19 protein-coding genes and 2 pseudogenes are annotated in these 19883 nt (G+C 53.4%); 9 read left to right on the plus strand and 12 right to left on the minus strand.

Going from position 1 to position 19883, the window contains the following annotated elements; translation table 11 throughout:
* Window positions 1-3 precede the first annotated feature (3 nt).
* From rlmA to mgrB, 6 genes and pseudogenes are all read right to left on the minus strand, one after another.
* Window positions 4-798, minus strand: a complete 795-nt coding sequence (gene rlmA, locus PGR10_RS06905; RefSeq protein WP_430923236.1) for a 23S rRNA (guanine(745)-N(1))-methyltransferase — start codon at window positions 796-798, stop codon at window positions 4-6.
* A gap of 61 nt (window positions 799-859) precedes the next feature.
* Window positions 860-2605, minus strand: coding sequence for a peptidoglycan glycosyltransferase FtsI (gene ftsI, locus PGR10_RS06910; protein ID WP_213316883.1), 1746 nt, complete (start codon window positions 2603-2605; stop codon window positions 860-862).
* Window positions 2606-2795: 190 nt separating this feature from the next.
* Window positions 2796-3005, minus strand: a complete 210-nt coding sequence (gene cspE, locus PGR10_RS06915; protein ID WP_001062678.1) for a transcription antiterminator/RNA stability regulator CspE — start codon at window positions 3003-3005, stop codon at window positions 2796-2798.
* A 12-nt stretch (window positions 3006-3017) separates the two neighbouring features.
* Window positions 3018-3162 (minus strand): annotated as a pseudogene (locus tag PGR10_RS06920) (DUF2627 domain-containing protein).
* A gap of 640 nt (window positions 3163-3802) precedes the next feature.
* Window positions 3803-4093 carry a YebO family protein gene (locus tag PGR10_RS06925; RefSeq protein ID WP_087860564.1) on the minus strand — a complete coding sequence of 97 codons (291 nt, stop codon included), beginning with the start codon at window positions 4091-4093 and terminating at the stop codon, window positions 3803-3805.
* 74 nt (window positions 4094-4167) lie between these two features.
* Window positions 4168-4311, minus strand: a complete 144-nt coding sequence (gene mgrB, locus PGR10_RS06930) for a PhoP/PhoQ regulator MgrB (protein ID WP_015366032.1) — start codon at window positions 4309-4311, stop codon at window positions 4168-4170.
* 159 nt (window positions 4312-4470) lie between these two features.
* On the opposite strand from mgrB, the gene PGR10_RS06935 reads away from it, so the two are divergent.
* Window positions 4471-4710, plus strand: a complete 240-nt coding sequence (locus tag PGR10_RS06935) for a YobH family protein (protein WP_015705933.1) — start codon at window positions 4471-4473, stop codon at window positions 4708-4710.
* 43 nt (window positions 4711-4753) lie between these two features.
* Here the strand turns inward: PGR10_RS06935 and kdgR are convergent, their stop codons facing one another.
* Window positions 4754-5545, minus strand: a complete 792-nt coding sequence (kdgR, locus tag PGR10_RS06940; protein WP_316424143.1) for a DNA-binding transcriptional regulator KdgR — start codon at window positions 5543-5545, stop codon at window positions 4754-4756.
* 177 nt (window positions 5546-5722) lie between these two features.
* Between kdgR and PGR10_RS06945 the strand changes: the two genes are divergently transcribed.
* Window positions 5723-7093 (plus strand): MFS transporter, encoded by a 1371-nt coding sequence (locus PGR10_RS06945; RefSeq protein WP_087860561.1) that lies wholly within the window; start codon window positions 5723-5725, stop codon window positions 7091-7093.
* A gap of 70 nt (window positions 7094-7163) precedes the next feature.
* Here the strand turns inward: PGR10_RS06945 and htpX are convergent, their stop codons facing one another.
* From htpX to PGR10_RS06965, 4 genes and pseudogenes are all read right to left on the minus strand, one after another.
* Window positions 7164-8048, minus strand: coding sequence for a protease HtpX (gene htpX / locus PGR10_RS06950; protein WP_087860560.1), 885 nt, complete (start codon window positions 8046-8048; stop codon window positions 7164-7166).
* 234 nt (window positions 8049-8282) lie between these two features.
* A complete protein-coding gene (gene prc / locus PGR10_RS06955; RefSeq protein ID WP_430923237.1) occupies window positions 8283-10331 on the minus strand; it encodes a carboxy terminal-processing peptidase in 2049 nt (682 codons plus the stop codon).
* A gap of 19 nt (window positions 10332-10350) precedes the next feature.
* Window positions 10351-11034, minus strand: coding sequence for an RNA chaperone ProQ (gene proQ / locus PGR10_RS06960; RefSeq protein ID WP_316424145.1), 684 nt, complete (start codon window positions 11032-11034; stop codon window positions 10351-10353).
* Window positions 11035-11115: 81 nt separating this feature from the next.
* A pseudogene (locus PGR10_RS06965) lies at window positions 11116-11629 on the minus strand (GAF domain-containing protein).
* Between the two features lie 133 nt (window positions 11630-11762).
* Between PGR10_RS06965 and yebS the strand changes: the two are divergent.
* The 5 genes from yebS (at window position 11763) to PGR10_RS06990 (ending at window position 17814) form a co-directional block, all read left to right on the plus strand.
* Window positions 11763-13046, plus strand: a complete 1284-nt coding sequence (yebS, locus tag PGR10_RS06970) for a membrane integrity lipid transport subunit YebS (protein WP_015705937.1) — start codon at window positions 11763-11765, stop codon at window positions 13044-13046.
* The gene (locus tag PGR10_RS06975; RefSeq protein WP_087860558.1) at window positions 13015-15648 is read left to right on the plus strand and encodes a PqiB family protein; all 2634 of its coding nucleotides are present in this window, start codon (window positions 13015-13017) and stop codon (window positions 15646-15648) included. Before yebS ends, PGR10_RS06975 begins: the two co-directional genes overlap by 32 nt.
* An 87-nt stretch (window positions 15649-15735) precedes the next feature.
* Entirely contained in the window at window positions 15736-17169 is a 1434-nt protein-coding gene (rsmF, locus tag PGR10_RS06980; RefSeq protein ID WP_430923239.1) for a 16S rRNA (cytosine(1407)-C(5))-methyltransferase RsmF, read from the plus strand.
* Window positions 17170-17281: 112 nt separating this feature from the next.
* The gene (locus PGR10_RS06985; protein ID WP_015705939.1) at window positions 17282-17521 is read left to right on the plus strand and encodes a YebV family protein; all 240 of its coding nucleotides are present in this window, start codon (window positions 17282-17284) and stop codon (window positions 17519-17521) included.
* A 101-nt stretch (window positions 17522-17622) separates the two neighbouring features.
* Window positions 17623-17814, plus strand: coding sequence for a YebW family protein (locus tag PGR10_RS06990; protein WP_045376105.1), 192 nt, complete (start codon window positions 17623-17625; stop codon window positions 17812-17814).
* On the opposite strand, the gene pphA is transcribed toward PGR10_RS06990, so the two are convergent.
* Entirely contained in the window at window positions 17811-18464 is a 654-nt protein-coding gene (gene pphA / locus PGR10_RS06995; protein ID WP_113373578.1) for a protein-serine/threonine phosphatase, read from the minus strand. The two genes, PGR10_RS06990 and pphA, sit on opposite strands and share 4 nt — an antisense overlap.
* Before the next feature lie 146 nt (window positions 18465-18610).
* Here pphA and PGR10_RS07000 point away from each other — a divergent pair, with 146 nt between their 5' ends.
* Both PGR10_RS07000 and PGR10_RS07005 read left to right on the plus strand, forming a co-directional pair.
* Window positions 18611-19579: a VirK/YbjX family protein gene (locus tag PGR10_RS07000; RefSeq protein ID WP_430923240.1), complete on the plus strand. Its 969-nt coding sequence runs from the start codon at window positions 18611-18613 to the stop codon at window positions 19577-19579.
* Window positions 19580-19696: 117 nt separating this feature from the next.
* Window positions 19697-19840 carry an Ecr family regulatory small membrane protein gene (locus PGR10_RS07005; RefSeq protein ID WP_123273275.1) on the plus strand — a complete coding sequence of 48 codons (144 nt, stop codon included), beginning with the start codon at window positions 19697-19699 and terminating at the stop codon, window positions 19838-19840.
* Window positions 19841-19883: the final 43 nt, after the last annotated feature.

Here is a 19883-nt window from a genome sequence, read left to right on the forward strand (position 1 = left end):
CCCTTACCCCTCGCGCTGCCAGCAGTGAATCATGAAATCGGTCTGGCAGCCAAAGATTTCCTGCTGGCGTAACGACTCCCTGACTTCCGGTTTCGCTCGCCATGCAAACGGCGTCATCTGTAGTAATGCTTCCGCCTGCGCGCCGCTCAACTGCATCGGATAAGCTAACTGCTTCTCATGACGCAGCGTAAAGCCCGGCATCGCTTCCCGGTTCTGTTCATGCAGACGAACTTCATCGTAGATTAGCCCTTTCAGCTCCATCAGATGGCGCGGTCCCGGCGTGGCGGTAATCACCCAACCGCCTGCTTTTACTACACGCGCTAATTCGTCCGCGTTACAGGGCGCATAAATACGCACCACCGCATCCAGAGACCGATCGGCAAAAGGCAACCGTTGGCTGGAAGCCACGCAGAATTCGACCTGTGGGTAACGTTTAGCGGCGGCGCGGATCGCCGATTTTGAGACATCGAGGCCGAAACTGCGTGCGGCAATGGCGGCGAAAGCATGCGTGTAGTATCCCTCTCCGCAGCCGATATCCAGCAGCTCGCCCGGGGCGAAAGTCCGCAGATAGCCGCAAATCGCCTCGCGCAGCGGTTGATAATATCCGCCATCAAGGAAAGCGCGGCGCGCCTGCATCATCTCAGCGCTATCGCCCGGATCGCGTGAACGTTTGAACTGCACCGGCAGTAAATTGACATACCCTTCCTTTGCCAGATCGAACTGGTGCCGCTGCGGGCAAATATAGCTATTTGCGCTGCGGCTAAGCGGCGCGTGGCATAGTGGGCAGGTGTAAGACATAATAACTCCGGTGGCGCTGAAAGGGCGAAAGTGTAGCGCTATTCGCCCTCGCAGACCACTGTTACAACGCGGGAGGCAGATCCTCGCGGTTATGCATGACGATAAGATTCTCAGAGCCTTGCGGCATACCGTCGGGCATCACGTTTTCCAGACGCAGTACGTCGCCCATAATCTGACTGAATACCGGGGCAGATACCGCCCCGCCGTAGTATTTGCCGTTACTGGGATCGTTTATCACCACCACCAAGGCATACTTCGGCTGACTGGCCGGCGCCACGCCGGCGGTATAGGCGACGTATTTATCGATGTATTTACCGTCAGGGCCAATTTTCTTCGCCGTACCCGTTTTTACCGCGATACGATAATCACGTACCGCCGCTTTTGTCCCGCCGCCCCCCGGTAACGCCACGCTCTCCATCATATGTTCAACCTCATGGACGATCTCTTGCGGCATAACTCGCGTACCGATAACCGGCGGATCGATACGGGTTATCGACAGCGGGCGCTCAATACCGTAACCGCCGATCGTCGCATAGACATGCGCCAGCTGTAGCGGTGTAACCATCAGTCCATAGCCAAAGGCGAAGGTGGCACGATCCAGCTCGCCCCAATAGCGACGATGCGGCATCAGCCCGGAGCTTTCACCGGTCAAGCCAAGCCCGGTCGGGTCGCCAAAGCCAAAGGCCTTGTAAGTGTCAATCAGATGCTGCACCGGCATGGCCAGCGAGAGGTGCGAAACTCCGGTATCGCTCGATTTTTGCAGAATACCGGTGAGCGTCAGCTCGGGATAATAACCCACGTCGCGAATGCGATGGCCATCAAGCGTAAAGGGATGGGTATCGACTACGCTATCCGGCTGCACGATACCCTGCTGTAACGCGGTCATAATCACCAGCGGTTTGACCGTTGAACCCGGCTCAAAGGTATCGCTGATAGCGCGATTTCGAAAATCATCGAGCTGGGCGCTGTCGCGGTTATTAGGGTTAAAATCCGGGTAGCTGGCCATCGACAGGATTTCGCCGGTATCAATCTTGATCAACACCGCCGCGCCTGATTCCGCCTTGTTCCAACGCACGGCATTATCCAGCGCATCCTCCGTGACCGTTTGCAGGCGCTCGTCAATACTAAGCTGCAGATTATGCGCCGGAACGGCGGCCTGCTCGGTGATATTCTCGATCACATGGCCGTGACGGTCTTTACGCACCAGCCGGCGCCCGGGCGTTCCCATTAGCTGTTTGTTAAAGCTTTTCTCAACCCCTTCGATGCCCTGATTATCTACATTGGTAAAGCCCAGCAGGTTCGCCGCGACGTGCCCGGCGGGATAGAAACGGCGGGACTCATCGCGCAAATAAACGCCCGGCAGGTGCAATTTATCGATCCAGTCGGCCTGTTCCGGATTCACCTGGCGCGCCAGATAAAGAAAGCGAGCATGCGGATGCGACTGCACCCGATGAGAGAGTTCAATAAGATCGATATGCAACGCTTCCGCCATTGCCTGCCAGCGCGGACCATAGCCGACACCGCCCTTTTCCAGCATGGTCTGCGGATCTATCCAGATAGCGCTTACCGGCACGCTCACCGCCAGCGGGCGTCCTTCACGATCGCTAATAGTTCCGCGCATCACGGCGATGGGTTCTTCACGCAGCGAACGCATATCCTCTTGTTTAACCAGATTATCCGGAGAGACGATTTGCAGCCAACCTACCCTCGCCAGCAGAAATCCAAGACATCCCAAAATCGCCACACACAGCAACCCAAAACGGATAGGGAGAAAATTTGTGACCGACTTACTTTTATTCTTTTGCACCGTAGCTCCAGCATTATTTTGCAACCACCTGATTTAACAGAAAATTGGCAAAACAGACTGCTAAACAGTGCTAATAAGGGTGATGTTTTGCAACAAAGCGCGTCGGAGGGGAAAAATTGGAAATACTTTGCAACAGATGCTAAAAAGCCCCGCTATAGCGAGGCTTTCTTACAAGATGAGTGGTCTTGAATCAGATAGCAGTTACGTTAACTGCAGCCGGACCTTTCTGGCCGTCCTGAATTTCGAACTCAACGTTCTGGCCTTCAGCCAGAGTTTTGAAGCCGTTACCCTGGATTGCAGAGAAGTGTACGAACACGTCTTTGCTGCCATCAGCCGGAGTAATGAAGCCAAAACCTTTAGACTCGTTGAACCACTTAACTTGACCTTTAATCTTTGCCATTTGCAAAATTCCTTAAACTGTTTTCTTCACCCGCAGGTGCTTACATAGATAAAACTGACACATAACTGCATGAGGCACTAATATAAGGTTCGGCAGAGAAGCGGTATTCAACGACAACGTGTTTACTCAGGACTTCTTTACTGAAAATGCCACACATAAACAGAACTGTACCTCGTTTAACCCGAAACGTGTTATCACACACAACGTAAATAATGGCAAGCCATTTTTAAACGTGTCACGATCGTTCGCACAAATTATCAGGAAATCATTTGATCGCCTGCACATTTATGCGTCTTTGCCGCGCCTGGCTTATCTTTGCATTGTCACAAAACAAACAATAACGTATGCCTGATAAATGCAACTTTTTTACCATAGCTCAACAACTTCTGTTCGTCCAGGTACGTACGTATACGAACTGCCATATTTAAGGGGGCGTTGCGGCGTAATGTGCATAATGATGCGCAAATGAGTCTGAAGAACAAGAGGAAATCGCCTTAACTGTCTCTGTCATAGTGTTAATTAAAACGCTAACTCATGACGACACAAATATTCGCTAAAATAGACGTTAATAATGAAACATTAATGACAAAGTATTGCCATCAGGCAATAGAAACGTTTCGTTATTACTTTTTTTGATTAGCTCAAAAGATTATTCAATATGTGAAATAGAGCGTAGGTGTTTAATCTATTAAACGGAAACGGTTTGGCGTGGAATAAGAGATTACATAAGAATAAGTTATAGCAAAATTTTATGACACTCACAGGCGCGCACAGGATGTGCACACCTGTTCATCAACTTAACGTTCAGCAACGAGACGAATGAAATCGTCGTCGTTTTTCTCCTTCTCAGCCGCTGAAGGTTCAACAACCTCTTCTTTCTCCGGCTCATTGGCTTCACAGAGACGGCGCAGCAGCGCGTTCTGCCGCTTTTGTTGATCAAGCAGCGACTGCAGCAGTTCAATTTGCTCATTGCTACGTGAACTGGCACGATTCACAAAGAACCACAGCAGCAGCCCTACAAGCAGCAGTACAACGGAAAGCGCCAGAGACGCCAGACTTACAATCCCAGGATTCAGTAACTCACTCATTTCACCACCTCAAAGAGAAGGCGTTCATTCTACCACCCACGCGGCAGAAGAAAATCCGTCGGCACAAAAATGTCTTACCAGGGGATGAACTTGTTAATAGCGCAAATACCGCTGAAAAATTGTACATCCTGATCGCACATTACGTTAAGCATCTGAGTCCACAGCAGTAAACAACCCGCTATGACAACGATCAGCAAAACCCAGCGTAATTTTTTCACTCCACTCTCCGTACCATAATCAGATGTGGCCAGGATAACATGGCCTTCTTAAACCGCGGCTAACTGTAATACGAAAGGCGAGTTTAGGAATCATAGACTTGTATCAAATAATGTTCATGCCAGAATAAACGTCAGGATCATACAAATAACGAGGCAACAATGCGATTGATCATTCGCTCTATTGTCATACTAGCAATCGTCTGGATTGGCGTATTATTAAGCGGTTATGGCGTGTTAATTGGCAGCAATCAGAATGCTGGCGGGTTGGGACTACAGTGCAAATACCTGACGGCTCAAGGCATCACCACCGCACAATATGTTCACTCTGATAGCGGTATTATCGGTATTACCAACTGCCCGATTCTGCGTAAAAGCGTCAAGGTTATCGATCAGGGTTAAAACAACTGGAGCTACAGCATCGCGCTGTAGCTCTCTCTGACTATCAGAACGGATAATTGTTAAAACCCATCTGCTCGGAAATCTTACGCGCGGCGGCATGCAGCATCGCCACATACTCGTGCAAACGTTCTTCAGAGAAGCGTAGCGTCGGGAAGGAAATACTCAAGCCGGCAATTACCACGCCGAAGCGGTCGAAGACCGGCACCGCAATACAGCGTAATCCTTCTTCCTGCTCCTCATTGTCTTCGCCATAGCCCTGTTCGCGCACCCGGTCCAGCACTTTCAATAGCTCGCTGGTATCAGTAATGGTGCGCTCGGTGCTACGTTTGTACTCCACTCCTTCCATGATTTGCTCGACTTCCGCCCGGTCGCGCCACGCCAGCAGCACTTTGCCAATGGCGGTGCTATACAGCGGATTACGTCGGCCGATACGCGAATACATCCGCAGGTTATACATGGAATCAATTTTGTGGATATAAACGATGCTGTCTTCATCCAGCGCGCCGAGGTGAATCGTCTCTTTGGTCAGGCGAGAAATTTCACGCATCTGGATATCCGCGCTGCGGATCAGGTCAACGTTCTGCAACGCCCGCGCGCCAAGCTCGAATAACTTCAACGTTAAAGAATATTTCTCAGACTCGCCTTCCTGTGCAACATAGCCCAGTGACTTCATCGTCTGTAAAAAACGATACACCGTGCTTTTAGACATCATCACACGCTGTGACAATTCGGTGATACCAATCTCACGCTCTTCGCCCAAAGCCTGCAGGATGCCAAAAACTTTTAATACTGAAGAGACAGAATCTGGCTGTTTATCCATATCAGCAGCTGCCATTGTTCACCTCATCGTAACTGTTTTATAAAATTCAGAACTGTTTTTTATTATAAATTCACATTATGACCGTCGCAATCGTTGTTCTGCGAGTTGGTTACAAATCTGCGACTTATGGTTGAATAATCAATGCTAAAATCATTAATCAGAAAATAGTTTCCTCTAAGACTTAAACTTCACATGGATAAAAAAATTTTGGATGGCCTGCCGGTACCGCAGCGCTACGGCGCCATTCTGACGATTGTGTTAGGCCTGACAATGGCCGTACTCGACGGCGCTATCGCCAACGTCGCCCTACCGACGATTGCCACCGACCTTAATGCCTCGCCGGCATCGTCAATCTGGATAGTCAACGCCTACCAAATAGCCATCGTCATCGCCCTGCTACCACTATCGTTTCTTGGCGATATGGTTGGCTATCGGCGCATCTATAAAATCGGTCTGGTGGTATTCACTATCACCTCGCTGATTTGCGCACTCTCCCGAAGCCTTGAAATGTTGACGCTGGCGCGAGTGGCTCAAGGTTTAGGCGGCGCGGCGCTGATGAGCGTCAACACGGCGCTGATTCGCCTTATCTATCCGAAGAGACAACTAGGGCGCGGAATGGGCATCAACTCTTTCGTCGTTGCCGTCTCCTCCGCCGCGGGGCCAACCATTGCCGCCGCTATTCTTTCGCTTGCTTCCTGGCAATGGCTGTTTTTAATCAACGTACCGCTGGGGATTATTTCTATCTTCCTCGCCATGCGTTTTTTGCCACCCAACAGCACTGCCAGCAAAATTACCCGTTTCGATCTGCCGAGCGCGATAATGAACGCCCTCACCTTCGGGCTGCTCATCACGGCGCTCGGCGGCTTTGCCCAGGGGCAATCCGGTTATCTGGTGCTCGCGGAAGTCATCGCCATGCTGATTATCGGCTTCTTCTTTGTGCGCCGGCAGTTACGCATGCCGGTACCACTGTTACCGGTTGATTTACTGCGAATTCCGATCTTTTCGCTCTCTATCTGTACCTCGATCTGTTCTTTTTGCGCTCAGATGCTGGCGATGGTCTCCCTGCCTTTTTTCCTGCAAACCGTTATCGGACGCAGTGAAGTAGAGACGGGGCTGCTGTTAACGCCGTGGCCATTGGCGACCATGGTGATGGCCCCTCTGGCGGGTTACTTGATAGAGAAAGTTCATGCCGGGCTACTGGGGGCAATGGGGCTGCTGATCATGGCCTGTGGCCTGTTTGGTCTTGCGCTATTACCCTCTTCCCCTTCCGATCTCGATATTATCTGGCGGATGGCGCTGTGCGGCGCAGGCTTCGGGCTGTTCCAGTCACCAAACAACCATACCATTGTCTCCTCCGCGCCAGGCCATCGCAGCGGCGGCGCCAGCGGCATGTTGGGGACCGCACGGTTACTGGGACAAAGTAGCGGCGCCGCGCTGGTCGCCCTGCTGTTTAACCTGGCAGGCGATAGCGGCACCCACACCGCGCTTCTGCTGGCCGGCTCCCTGGCGGTCATTGCCGCCGCCATCAGCGGGCTACGCGTAACTCAACCGCGCGCCGCCTGATAGCGCGCGGCCAAAAAAAATCCGCAGCCCGAAAGCTGCGGATTTTTATTTTCAGCGTTTGTACGCCAGATTATTTCAGATATTCTCCGCTACGCAGCGCTTCAATGCGTTTGTCCAACGGCGGATGGGTCATGAACAGTTCGCTCATCGACTTCGCTTTACCGTTGATACAGAACGCCATCATGCTGCTGGCTTCCTGCGGTTCATAGCTGGTTTTCAAGCGCTGCAAGGCAGCAATCATTTTCTCACGACCGACCAATTTGGCGGAACCAGCATCGGCGTGGAATTCACGGTAGCGCGAGAACCACATGGTAATGATGCTAGCGAGAATACCGAACACCAGTTCCAGTACGGTTGCGACCGCAAAGTAGATAAGCGGGTTACCATTGCTGCTTTCGCCTTCATCTTCACGATTACCGCCGAGGAAACCAGCCGCAATCTGCGCGATAACGCGGGAGATAAAGATAACGAAGGTGTTCACTACCCCCTGAATCAGCGTCATGGTGACCATGTCGCCATTGGCAATATGGCTGATTTCGTGCGCGATAACGGCTTCCGCTTCGTCACGGCTCATATTCTGAAGCAAGCCGGTGCTCACGGCGACCAGAGAAGCGTCGCGGCGCGCGCCGGTGGCGAAGGCGTTAATGTCCGGGGCGTGATAAATCGCCACCTGCGGCATGCCGATGCCCGCCTGCTGCGCCTGCTGCGCGACGGTACTCATCAGCCAACGTTCAGTTTCGTTACGCGGCTGTTCGATAACTTCCCCACCAACCGACTTCAGCGCCATCCATTTCGACATCAGCAGCGAAACGATCGAGCCGCCGAAACCAAACAGCAGCGCCATGATCAGCAGGCCGGTCATGCTGCTCGACTGGATCCCCGTCAGGCTAAGCACCAGGCCAAACACCACCATGACTGCCAGGTTAGTCAGCAGGAAAAGCGCGATTCGCATCATAATATTCTTTTTACCTCGATTTAACAAAACGCACTATGCGATACCCATATCGTATGGGTCAGATGCTAATTTTCAACTATCAGGCCCTGCTAAGTCACGAGAAAGACACAACTTTACATTTTGTAGCATATCGCTGACACCCTATGAGAGTGTTGACAATTTTGTTGAATAAAGTCGAAGGACAGATGAAGAGAGAAAAAGAAACGGGCACAATCACTTGTGCCCGTTGAGGAGTTATTTGCTTACCGGCGGCTCTACCGGAGGCTGAGCTTTTTCCTGTTGCGCCAGGTCAATCGCAATATGCACGGTCTCATCAAGATATGGATCCGGTTCCTGATAATCCTTCGGCAGATCGTCAATCTTTTTGAGCAGCGGCTTGCCTTCGCGTTTCAGGCGATCGTTCACCCGCGCCAGACGAATTGCATCATCTTCTTCATTCTCTTTCTCACGCTGTGCGTAGTTCAGAGAAACGATATTGCGCTTGTCTTTCATGGCGTTAAAGCGCGCAATATCCTTAATGATGTACTGGAATTCCGGATCTTTCGCGATACGGTCTTCATGGCGCTTAAGCAGTTCTGGTTCGAACGGTTTCATTTCGCCCGACTTCACGTAGGTCGCCGGATCGATACTATCCCACGGCAGCGCGTTATCTTCATACTGCTCGCCGGTATCGCGATCTTCTTTACCGGTTGGCATCATGATGTCCGGAGTAACACCTTTACGCTGAGTGCTGCCGCCGTTAATGCGGTAGAACTTCTGGATGGTGTACTGCACGGAACCTAACGCCGGCCATTCCGGGCGCAGCATTTGATCGTAGATACGATTTAGCGAACGATACTGCTGAACGGTACCTTTACCAAAGGTCTGCTCGCCGACGATCAGCGCACGGCCATAGTCCTGCATCGCGGCGGCAAAAATTTCCGATGCCGAGGCGCTGAAGCGATCGACTAAGACCACCAGCGGGCCTTTATAGTAAACCACACCGTCGGTATCGCTATCTTCGCGGACCTTACCGTTGTTATCACGCACCTGCACCACCGGGCCGGATGGGATAAACAGACCGGAGAGCGAAACCGCCTCCGTCAGCGCCCCACCGCCGTTACTGCGCAGATCGATGACGATACTGCTGACATTCTGTTTTTCCAGCTTCTGCAGTTGCACTTTGACATCATCAGTCAGACCAACGTAGAACCCCGGGATATCCAGCACGCCGACTTTTTCTTTACCGACGGTTTTAACCGACATCTTAACCGCGCGGTCCTCAAGACGAATACGCTCGCGGGTCAGAGTAACAATACGGGTTTTTGCCCCTTTGCCAGCCGGCAGAACTTCCAGGCGAACTTTGCTGCCCTTCGGTCCTTTGATCAGCGCGACAACATCGTCCAGCCGCCAGCCGATAACATCAACCATGCTCTTACCCGGCTGACCGACGCCGACGATGCGGTCGCCAACGCTAATCGCTTTGCTCTTCGCCGCCGGACCGCCGGCAACCAGTGAATTGATCACCGTGTAGTCGTCGTCCATCTGCAGCACCGCGCCAATACCTTCCAGAGACAGGCTCATTTCAGTATTGAACTGTTCGGTGTTACGCGGGGAGAGATAGTTGGTATGCGGGTCGATTTCGCGCGCGAAAGCGGTCATCGCCAGCGAGAAGACGTCTTCGCTGTTGGTTTGGGCCAGGCGACGAATCGCAAACTTATAACGCCGGGTCAGGGTTTCACGAATTTCTTTATCGTCTTTACCCGCCAGCTTCAGGCTCAGTTCATCGAACTTCACCTTGGTGTCCCAAAGCGCGTTAAGCTCGGCTTCATCCTTCGGCCACGGCGCTTTGCTGCGATCGAGGTTGAAGTTGTCGTTGCCGGTAAAATTCATCGGACGATCCAGTACCTTTAAAGCGTACTGGTAACGCTCAAAGCGACGTTTCTGCGCGAGGTTATACAGGTCGTAGAAAACGTCCAGTTTACCGCTGCGCAGTTCGTCGCCGATTTTATTTTTTTGCGCCGCATACTGAGAAACATCGCTGGCCAGCAGCACGTTATGGCTGTAATCCAGCAGATTCAGATAGCGGTCAAAAATCTTTGCCGAAAAGGCGTTGTCGAGATCAAACTGCCGATAATGGGAACGGGTAAAGCGCGAGGTAACGCGCTCACTCACCGTCGCGTGCTGCGGCTCTTCTTTCAGCACGGGAATTTGATCGACTCGGGTGATATCGTCCACGGCGAAGGCATGGCCTGCTATTGCTAGCAGGCCCGCAAGCGCGGTGAGCTTAAAAAGTTTGTTCATGCCTGGCCCGGCCTCCGTTTCAGAACACCAGGTGTTCTGCGCGTACAATCATTGACATACCAGAAGTCAGCTGTACACGAACGCCATCTTTGGTGATTTCCACAACGGTGGCGTCCATTGCGTTGTTGCCTGCTTTCACCTTCAGAGCCTGACCGACGCTTAATACAGAGACGTCAGACACCGGGGTAAGGCGTTGCTCTTCACGCGGTGCTTTGGCAGCTGCAGGACGCGGCTTACGCTGTTCACTACCTTCTTTACGGCGAGCCTGCGGCTGAGGACGCGGTTTACGCTCGCGACGTACCCCTTCTTCCTGCTGGCCTGCCGCGGCAGCGGCTTCGCGCTTCTTAGCCTGCTGGCTGGCGCGCTGCGCCTGAACGCGAGCTTTGGCTTCTTCGAGCTGCTGACGGGCGTGAGCAACGTGTTGCTCTTCCAGTTCGCCGCACGGGTTGCCGTCGAGATCGACGCGAATCGCTCCCGCTTTCACGCCATACAGATAACGCCAGCTCGAAGTATAAAGACGTAAGGCAGCGCGCAGTTGGGTTTTGCTGAGATTCATCTCTCCGCCAACTCGCTCTACAAGATCCTGAAAAATACCGATTTTCAGGGGGCGCGCTTCGCCTTCAGCGCTGAAACACTGAGGAAAACGTTCGGCCAGAAACGCGATTACTTCTTTACTGCTATTCAACTTAGGTTGATTTTCCATGAAATTTCCTGATTACAACGGACGTAGCCAACAAGCCGCAGGCATGAACAGGCGTCATTATAATGACGTCATCGCTAAATGCTACGTTATCCGTTGATTATCCTGCGACGTGGGCAAAGATTTTTTGATAATCGGTCGCCGCAATCAGCGTTTCAAGGCGCGAGACCAGCTCTGCAAGCCCCTGTTCGTCTTCTGCGGTGAAGCGGGAATACGCCGTGCTATCGATATCCAGTACGCCAATAATCTGATTGTTTACCTGCAACGGAAAGACGATTTCCGAATTGCTGGCGGCGTCACAGGCAATATGGCCGTCAAACGCATGGACATCTTCCACGCGCTGGACGCGGTTCTGCGCCACGGCGGAACCACAAACGCCGCGGCCGACCGGAATACGTACACAGGCCAGCTTACCCTGGAACGGCCCCAGCACCAGCGTGTCGCCTTCCAGGAGATAAAACCCGGCCCAGTTGACCTCTTCCAGCCGTTCAAACAACAACGCGCTGGTATTTGAGATCATTGCCAAAAAACTGGTTTCGCCTGCCATAAGCGCCTGAAAATCGCGGTTCAGATCCGCGTAGAATTCTGTTTTGTTCATTTTTTAATCACTTAGTTGTCTTACTATCTCATCTGCAGATGCCTACTAAAATAAGCATTAAATGCCTTCGGGCTCAAGATGAATTCATTCCTGGGTTAATATAGTGGGATACATTCATTCCCGAACGTAATAAATGCTGATAAAAACACCCTCAATCACGCCGACGAAGAAGATTACCGTTCATTCGGTCAGTTCGCCAACGCCGCATGCGCACTATCAGCGCTGTACGCAGTGCGACATGCTGTTCCGCATACCGGTTGTGAAAAGAAATCAATGCGCCTGGTGCCCGCGGTGCAACGCGAAGGTCCGTGACGGCCGCGATTGGTCCCTCTCCCGGCTCGCCAGTATGGCGTTTACGATGATGTTGCTGATGCCGTTCGCCTGGAGCGAGCCGCTGCTGCGTTTGCATCTGCTCGGCGTGCGTATTGACGCCAACGTTTTGCAGGGGATCTGGCAGATGACCAACCAGGGCGATCCCATTACCGCCGCGATGGTGCTCTTCTGCGCGGTGGTTGCGCCCGTTCTGCTGGTAGTTTCCATCGCCTACCTTTGGCTTGGTAACGTGCTGGGGATGAACCTGCGGCCGGTGCTGCTGATGCTCGGCAAACTGAAAGAGTGGGTGATGCTGGACATTTATCTGGTCGGTATCGGCGTTGCCTCCATAAAAGTCCAGGACTATGCCTTCCTGCAGCCCGGCATCGGCTTGATCGCCTTTATCGCACTGACCCTACTCAGCATCCTGACGCTCATCCACATGAACGTGGAAGAGTTGTGGGAGCGTTTTTATCCCGAACGCCCGGCCATGCGCTACGACACCAATCTTCAGGTTTGCACCGGCTGTCACTATACCGGTTATCGCGACTCCCGCGGCCGCTGCCGCCGGTGCCATACCTCGCTGCATCATCGCCGGCCGCAAAGCCTACAGCGTAGCTGGGCGGCCCTGATTGCGTCGCTGGTTTTCCTGCTGCCGGCCAACCTGCTACCGATTTCGATAATCTACGTCAATGGCGCGCGCCAGGAAGATACGATTCTTTCGGGGATCATTTCACTCGCCAACAGCAACATCGCAATCGCCGGCGTAGTGTTCATCGCCAGTATTTTGGTACCATTCACCAAAGTTATAGTGTTATTTACCCTGCTGGTCAGCATACAATTCAAGTGCGAACAGGGGCTACGTACGCGTATCCTGCTGCTGCGGCTGATTACCTGGATCGGCCGCTGGTCGATGTTGGATCTGTTTGTTATCTCATTAACCATGTCGTTGATAAACCGCGATCAGCTCCTGGCTTTTACCATGGGGCCGGCGGCGGTGTATTTCGGCGGCGCGGTGATTTTAACTATCCTTGCAGTTGAATGGCTGGACAGCCGCTTACTTTGGGACGCTCATGAGTCAGGAAACGCCCGCTTCGCCGACTGAAGCCAAAATAAAAACCAAACGCCGTATCTCGCCATTCTGGTTGTTGCCGGTCATCGCGCTGATGATTGCCGGATGGCTTATCTGGACCAGCTTTGAAGGCCGGGGAACGACGATTACCATCGATTTCCAGTCCGCAAACGGGATTGTTCCGGGGCGTACGCCTATCCGCTATCAAGGGGTAGAGGTTGGTACGGTACAGGATATCTCTTTGAGTAAGGACCTCAGCAAGATCGAAGTTTCCGCCAGCGTGAAGAGCGATATGAAAGACGCGCTGCGCAAAGACACACAGTTCTGGCTGGTGACGCCAAAGGCTTCACTGGCCGGCGTTTCCGGGCTGGATGCGCTGGTCGGCGGTAACTATATCGGCATGATGCCAGGTAAAGGCGAACCGGAAGATCACTTCGTCGCCCTGGATACTCAGCCAAAATATCGCATCAACAACGGCGAACTGATGATTCATCTGCAGGCGCCGGATCTCGGTTCGCTGAACAGCGGCTCGCTGGTCTATTTCCGTAAAATTCCGGTTGGCCGGGTGTATGACTACACGCTCAACGCCAACAATCAGGGGGTGACGATTGATGTATTAATCGAGCGTCGCTTCACCAATCTTGTTAAAAAAGGCAGTCGGTTCTGGAACGTCTCCGGGATTAAAGCCGACGTCAGCCTCAGCGGTGCCAAAGTCCAGTTGGAAAACCTCTCCGCGTTAGTTAACGGCGCCATTGCCTTTGACTCGCCTGACGACTCCAAAGCGGCGGCGCAAAACGACGAGTACAACCTGTATGAGGATCTGGCGCACAGCCAGCGCGGGGTGCTGGTGACGCTGGAGCTACCCGACGGCGATGGGTTGAAGGCGGGCTCTACGCCGCTAATGTACCAGGGGCTGGAAGTAGGTCAGTTAACCAAACTCAATCTCAATCCCGGCGGTAAAGTTACCGGTGAGATGACCGTCGACCCGAGCGTGGTCACCCTGCTTCGGGATAAGACACTGATTCAAATGAAGAAGCCGAAAATCTCGCTGGATAACCCAAGCGTTAGCGCTCTACTCACCGGCAACACCTTCGAGCTGGTCCCTGGTGACGGCGAACCGCGAAATCACTTTATGGTTATGCCAGCCGATAAAGCGCTACTGGAAGAGCCCAACGTCGCCACCGTGACGCTATCGGCGCCGGAAAGCTATGGCATTTCTGCCGGCCAGCCGCTGATGCTACACGGCGTTAAGGTCGGCCAGGTGCTGGAACGCAAGCTCACCGCAGAGGGTGTCACTTTCCAGGTCGCCATTTCGCCGGAGTATCGCAATCTGGTACGCGGCGATAGCAAATTTGTCGTCAACAGCCGCCTTGATGTAAAAGTTGGGCTGGATGGCGTGCAGGTACTTGGCGCCAGCGCCAGCGAATGGGTTGATGGCGGGATCCGCATCATTCCCGGTGAAAAAGGGGAAATGCACAACAGCTATCCGCTGTATGCCAACCTGGAAAAAGCGCAGGAAAATAGCCTCAGTGAAATCCCGACCACCACGCTGAGTCTTTCCGCGGAAACGCTGCCCGATGTGCAGGCAGGCTCGGTAGTGTTGTATCGCAAATTCGCCGTCGGCGAGATCATCTCGGTGAAACCGCGCAGCAACGCTTTCGATATCGATCTGCATATCAAACCGGAATATCGCCATTTGTTAACCAATAACAGCGTTTTCTGGGCGGAAGGCGGCGCGAAGGTAAAACTCGACGGTAATGGGCTAACCGTGCAGGCGTCGCCGCTGGCTCGCGCGCTGAAAGGCGCCATCAGCTTTGATAACCTCAACGGCAGCAGCGCCAACGCGCGCTTGAACAATAAGCGTATCCTGTACGCCTCCGAAACCGCCGCCCGCGCGGTGGGCGGCCAGATTACGCTGCACGCTTTTGATGCGGGTAAAATGGCGGCGGGTATGCCGATTCGCTATCTCGGTATCGACATCGGCCAGATCCAGTCGCTGGAGTTGATTACGGCAAAAAATGAAGTTCAGGCGAAAGCGGTGCTTTATCCGGAATATGTCGGCACCTTTGCCCGTGCCGGTACCCGCTTCTCGGTGATTACGCCGCAGATCTCTGCCGCCGGCGTTGAACATCTGGACACGATCTTCCAGTCGTATATCAACGTTGAACCTGGCCGTGGTTCGCCGCGCCGCGACTTCGAGATTCAGGACACCACCATCACCGATTCGCGCTACATCGACGGCCTGAGCATTATCGTCGAAGTGCCGGAAGCCGGTTCGCTCGATATTGGTACGCCGGTGCTGTTCCGCGGCCTGGAAGTGGGTACCGTGACCGGGCTGACGCTGGGCTCGATGTCCGACCGCGTTATGGTTAAGCTGCGTATCAGTAAGCGTTATCAGTACTTAGTGCGCAATAACTCGGTGTTCTGGCTGGCTTCCGGCTATAGCCTCGACTTCGGTCTGATTGGCGGAGTGGTGAAAACAGGTACCTTCAACCAGTTTATCCGCGGCGGTATCGCCTTTGCCACCCCGCCGGGAACGCCGCTGGCGCCGAAAGCGCAGGATGGCAAACACTTCTTGCTGCTGGAAAGCGAGCCAAAAGAGTGGCGCGATTGGGGAACGGCGCTGCCTAATTAATTCTCTCCAATGCCTGAACGCCCCGGTGTCCCGCTCCGGGGCGTTTATGGTAAACTGCGCCCCCTTTTTGCTTGTGGTGCGCTGCTCGTGGCTCAAAACGCTGTCTTTCTCCCGGAACTCTTCCTCGCTCAAATGCGTGCGGCAATGCCAACGCATCTTTCGTTCGATGACTTCATCGCCGCCTGCCAGCGCCCGCTGCGCCGCAGTATTCGCGTCAATACGTTGAAGATTACGGTCGCTGATTTTCTGCAACTGGTCGCCCCTTACGGCTGGCAGTTAACGCCGGTCCCGTGGTGCGCAGAGGGTTTCTGGATCGAGCGTGATGATGACGATGTACTCCCGCTGGGCAGCACCGCCGAGCATCTGAGCGGGCTATTTTATATTCAGGAAGCGAGCTCGATGCTGCCGGTGGCGGCGCTGTTCGCCGATGGCGAAATGCCGGAGCGAGTGATGGATGTCGCCGCCGCGCCAGGTTCCAAAACGACGCAAATCGCCGCCCGGATGGGCAATCGCGGCGGGATCCTGGCAAACGAATTCTCCGCCAGCCGGGTGAAAGTGCTGCACGCCAATATCAGCCGCTGCGGCATTAATAACGTTGCCCTCACCCACTTCGATGGGCGCGTCTTCGGCGCCGCTCTGCCTGAGTGCTTCGACGCGATTTTGCTCGATGCCCCCTGCTCGGGCGAAGGAGTAGTGCGTAAAGATCCCGACGCGCTAAAAAACTGGTCTCCAGAAAGTAATCAGGAGATTGCCGGCACGCAAAGAGAACTCATTGACAGCGCATTTCACGCTCTGCGTCCTGGCGGTACCCTCGTCTACTCCACCTGTACGCTGAACCGTGAAGAAAACGAGGAAGTGGTTAACTGGCTGCTGCAAACCTACCCGCAGGCTGTTGAAGTCATGACCCTGGATTCACTCTTCCCGCAGGCTCGCGAAGCGCTCACCGACGAAGGTTTCCTGCACGTGTTCCCGCAGATTTTTGATTGTGAGGGTTTTTTCGTTGCCCGCCTGCGTAAAACCACCTCTATCGATCCCCTACCTGCGCCAGGTTATAAAATTGGCAAGTTCCCTTTCGCACCGATGAAAGGACGTGAGGCAGCGGCTGTCACCGCAGCCGCCAACGCCGTTGGCCTGCAATGGGCAGAGCATCTTCGTTTATGGCAACGCGATAAAGAAATCTGGCTGTTCCCGCAAGAACTGGAAGCGTTAATCGGCAGGGTTCGTTTTTCGCGCATCGGAATTCGCCTCGCTGAAACGCATAACAAAGGCTACCGCTGGCAGCATGAAGCAGCGATCGCGCTTGCTGCGCCAGAGGAGCCGTTTGAGCTCACCTTAGCGGAAGCGGAAGAGTGGTATCGTGGGCGCGATGTCTATCCCGAGGCGCCGCCGCGGCAGGATGAAGTGATTGTCACTTTCCAGGGCGCGCCATTAGGACTCGCCAAGCGCGTGGGATCGCGGTTGAAAAACAGTTACCCTCGCGAACTGGTGCGCGACGGCAAACTTTTCGCCGGAAAGTCGTGACCGCGCGCCAAAAAGCGCACTTTTTGACTGGCGATTTACTCCCCGTTGTCTACGCTGAAAAATGACGGCCTAACTGGTCGTACCACAACTCAGCAGACAAACGGGGTGAATGATGAGTAAAACTAACGTACGAATCGGCGCGTTTGAAATCGACGACGCCGAGCTGCATGGCGAGTCACAGGGTGAGCGAACGTTAAGCATTCCTTGCAAATCCGATCCTGACTTATGCATGCAATTAGACGCCTGGGATGCCGAAACCAGCGTTCCCGCCATTCTTAATGGCGAACATTCTGTGCTTTACCGTAAACACTACGACCGCCAATCCGATGCCTGGGTCATGCGTCTTGCCTGACTCAAATGAACCCGTCGCCTGAGACGGGTTATTTATATCCCTCCCCCGCTGCGCTAACTTCCCCTACACTTACCTTATGTTCATTCGCTAATGAGGGCGGGATGTTTGCCTTAGTATTATTCATTTGCTATCTGGACGGCGGGTGCGAAGACATCGTAGTGGATGTCTATGATAGCGAACGACAATGCCTCGTCGCTATGGACGACCAACGAATTCGCCAGGGAGGCTGTTTCCCGGTAGAAGATTTTATCGACGGCTTCTGGCGTCCGGCGACGGAATATAGCGACTTTTAAACAGCCGACTGCAGCCGCACCAGCGTTAGCTCTCCGCCAAACACCGCGCCGGTATCAATGTAGTGTTGGTTATCGCTATCGTAACGGCGTTTAAGCGGCGTATGGCCAAACCAAAAGTGATCCGCCCCGGCTATCTCTCCGTGCCGCCCCGCCAGATGATCGGTTAAACGCTGGCGGCCCCAGAGCACCTGATGCTCGTCCACGGGCAACTGCCAACGATAAACGCTGGCGGGATAGTCGGCATGGGCAATCACGTGGGTGGTATCCTGGCAGCGGAGTTCAATGATTAACGGCACATCCCGGCAGCGGTTAAACAGCAAATCAGCCAACCGTTTCTGTTCCTGTGAGGCGGTTGGATACCAGCCGCCGCCGTTCATCGTCCACAGCGCCATTTCCCCGCTCGCCAGCGCATCCAGCGCCATTTGCTCATGGTTGCCGCGCACCGCTCTGAACCACCGGCAATGCAGCAAGCCCAGACATTTCACGCTTTGCGGCCCACGGTCAATCAGATCGCCAACAGAGATCAGAAGATCCTGCCAGGGATCAAATTTACGCTGCCGCAGCTGGGACATTAATAAATCAAAACAACCATGTAGATCGCCCACCAGCCAGATATTACGCCAGGCGCTACCTTCTACGCGCTGATACATATTTCCACCCCCTCAGTTAATTATACAAAATATGACTGAAGGCGTGGTTAGAAATACATACGTCAATCAACGTTAAACAAGGCGTAAATATAGTCTGGCGAAGCATTAAGCTTGTCCCGCGAGATCCGTAAAATAAAAATAAAATAATGACGAGGTATGACATCGTGACGGACAATAGCCTGCATTCATCATGCACACTTCAGCAACGCTCAAATTTGATTGCCGATCTCGTAATGGGGCGTATCACGCCTGCGCCAATCTGGCAAAAACGCAATTATCGGCTCAAATTCTTGCTGCGTACGGCACTGTTCTATCAGCCGACCCGCGAGATGCTGGACACCCTTTCGGCTCGTAGTGATTTCCGCCAACTGCTGGCGGCGCAGGCTACGCTGCCAGGTAAAGTACATCGCCAGTATTTAGTGCGCGACCTTAACGCCCGTCAGCGTTCCCAGGCTATCATTAGCCACTATCAGTACGTCGACTCGCTGGGCGAGAACCGATTGGCAACGGCCATGATATCGCCGTCAGAACGACCGTTACTGACCCTGTCCGCTAAAGATGATGCGGCCTTTACGCTCTTTGCCTCGTCGGCCGGGAAAGCAGAGCGGGAAGGTGAAACCACCCTTTGGCTTCGCGATAGCCATCACCAGTTGTTGGCCAGCGCCACGTTTAGCGTAGTCCGCCATCAAGGGCAGTGGCAACTGGTCATCGGCGGCCTGCAGGGGCCGCGTCGGCATGTTTCCCATGACGTCATTAAACACGCAACCCGCGCCTGCTACGGTCTGTTTCCCAAACGCCTGCTGTTGGAGTTCATCTGGCTGCTGGCCGCCCGAAGCAATATTCAGGCTATTTACGGCGTCAGCGATAATGGTCATGTGTTTCGCGCGCTGCGCTATCGTTTAAGTAAAGGCCGGCACTTCCACGCCAGCTACGATGAGTTCTGGCAATCAATTGAAGGCGTGCGTGACGATAGTTATCGCTGGCGCCTACCGCTGAAGCTGGAAAGAAAATCGCTGGAGAGTATCGCCAGTAAAAAGCGCGCCGAATATCGCCGCCGTTTCCAGTTCATGGATGAGATGGCCGTACAGGTGGCTAATCTGCTAAGTGTAAAATAAATATTCACGTCTTATTACGAAAAAGATTCGCCGTTTTTAATAACGGCGTTTTCATTTGTACATTCTTTGGTTAATATCGTGGCCTGTTGATAATTGGTTTAAGTTGGCCATTGACCCATGAGTAAAACTGAGATTTTCCTGCTGCTGGTTATCCTGCTTATTTTAGTTAGCGCGCTGTGGTTTATTTTCAGTGACGAGATATGGGTATTGGTCAGCTATCTGGAAACTTCACTCTACCCCACCTTAATCACCCCAGAATAACTTCATTGCTCTTCCAGAGAACCGCATTAATTGTATAGCATTC

This window comes from Klebsiella sp. 141198 (assembly GCF_050600785.1).
Taxonomy (GTDB): Bacteria; Pseudomonadota; Gammaproteobacteria; order Enterobacterales; family Enterobacteriaceae; genus Klebsiella; species Klebsiella aerogenes.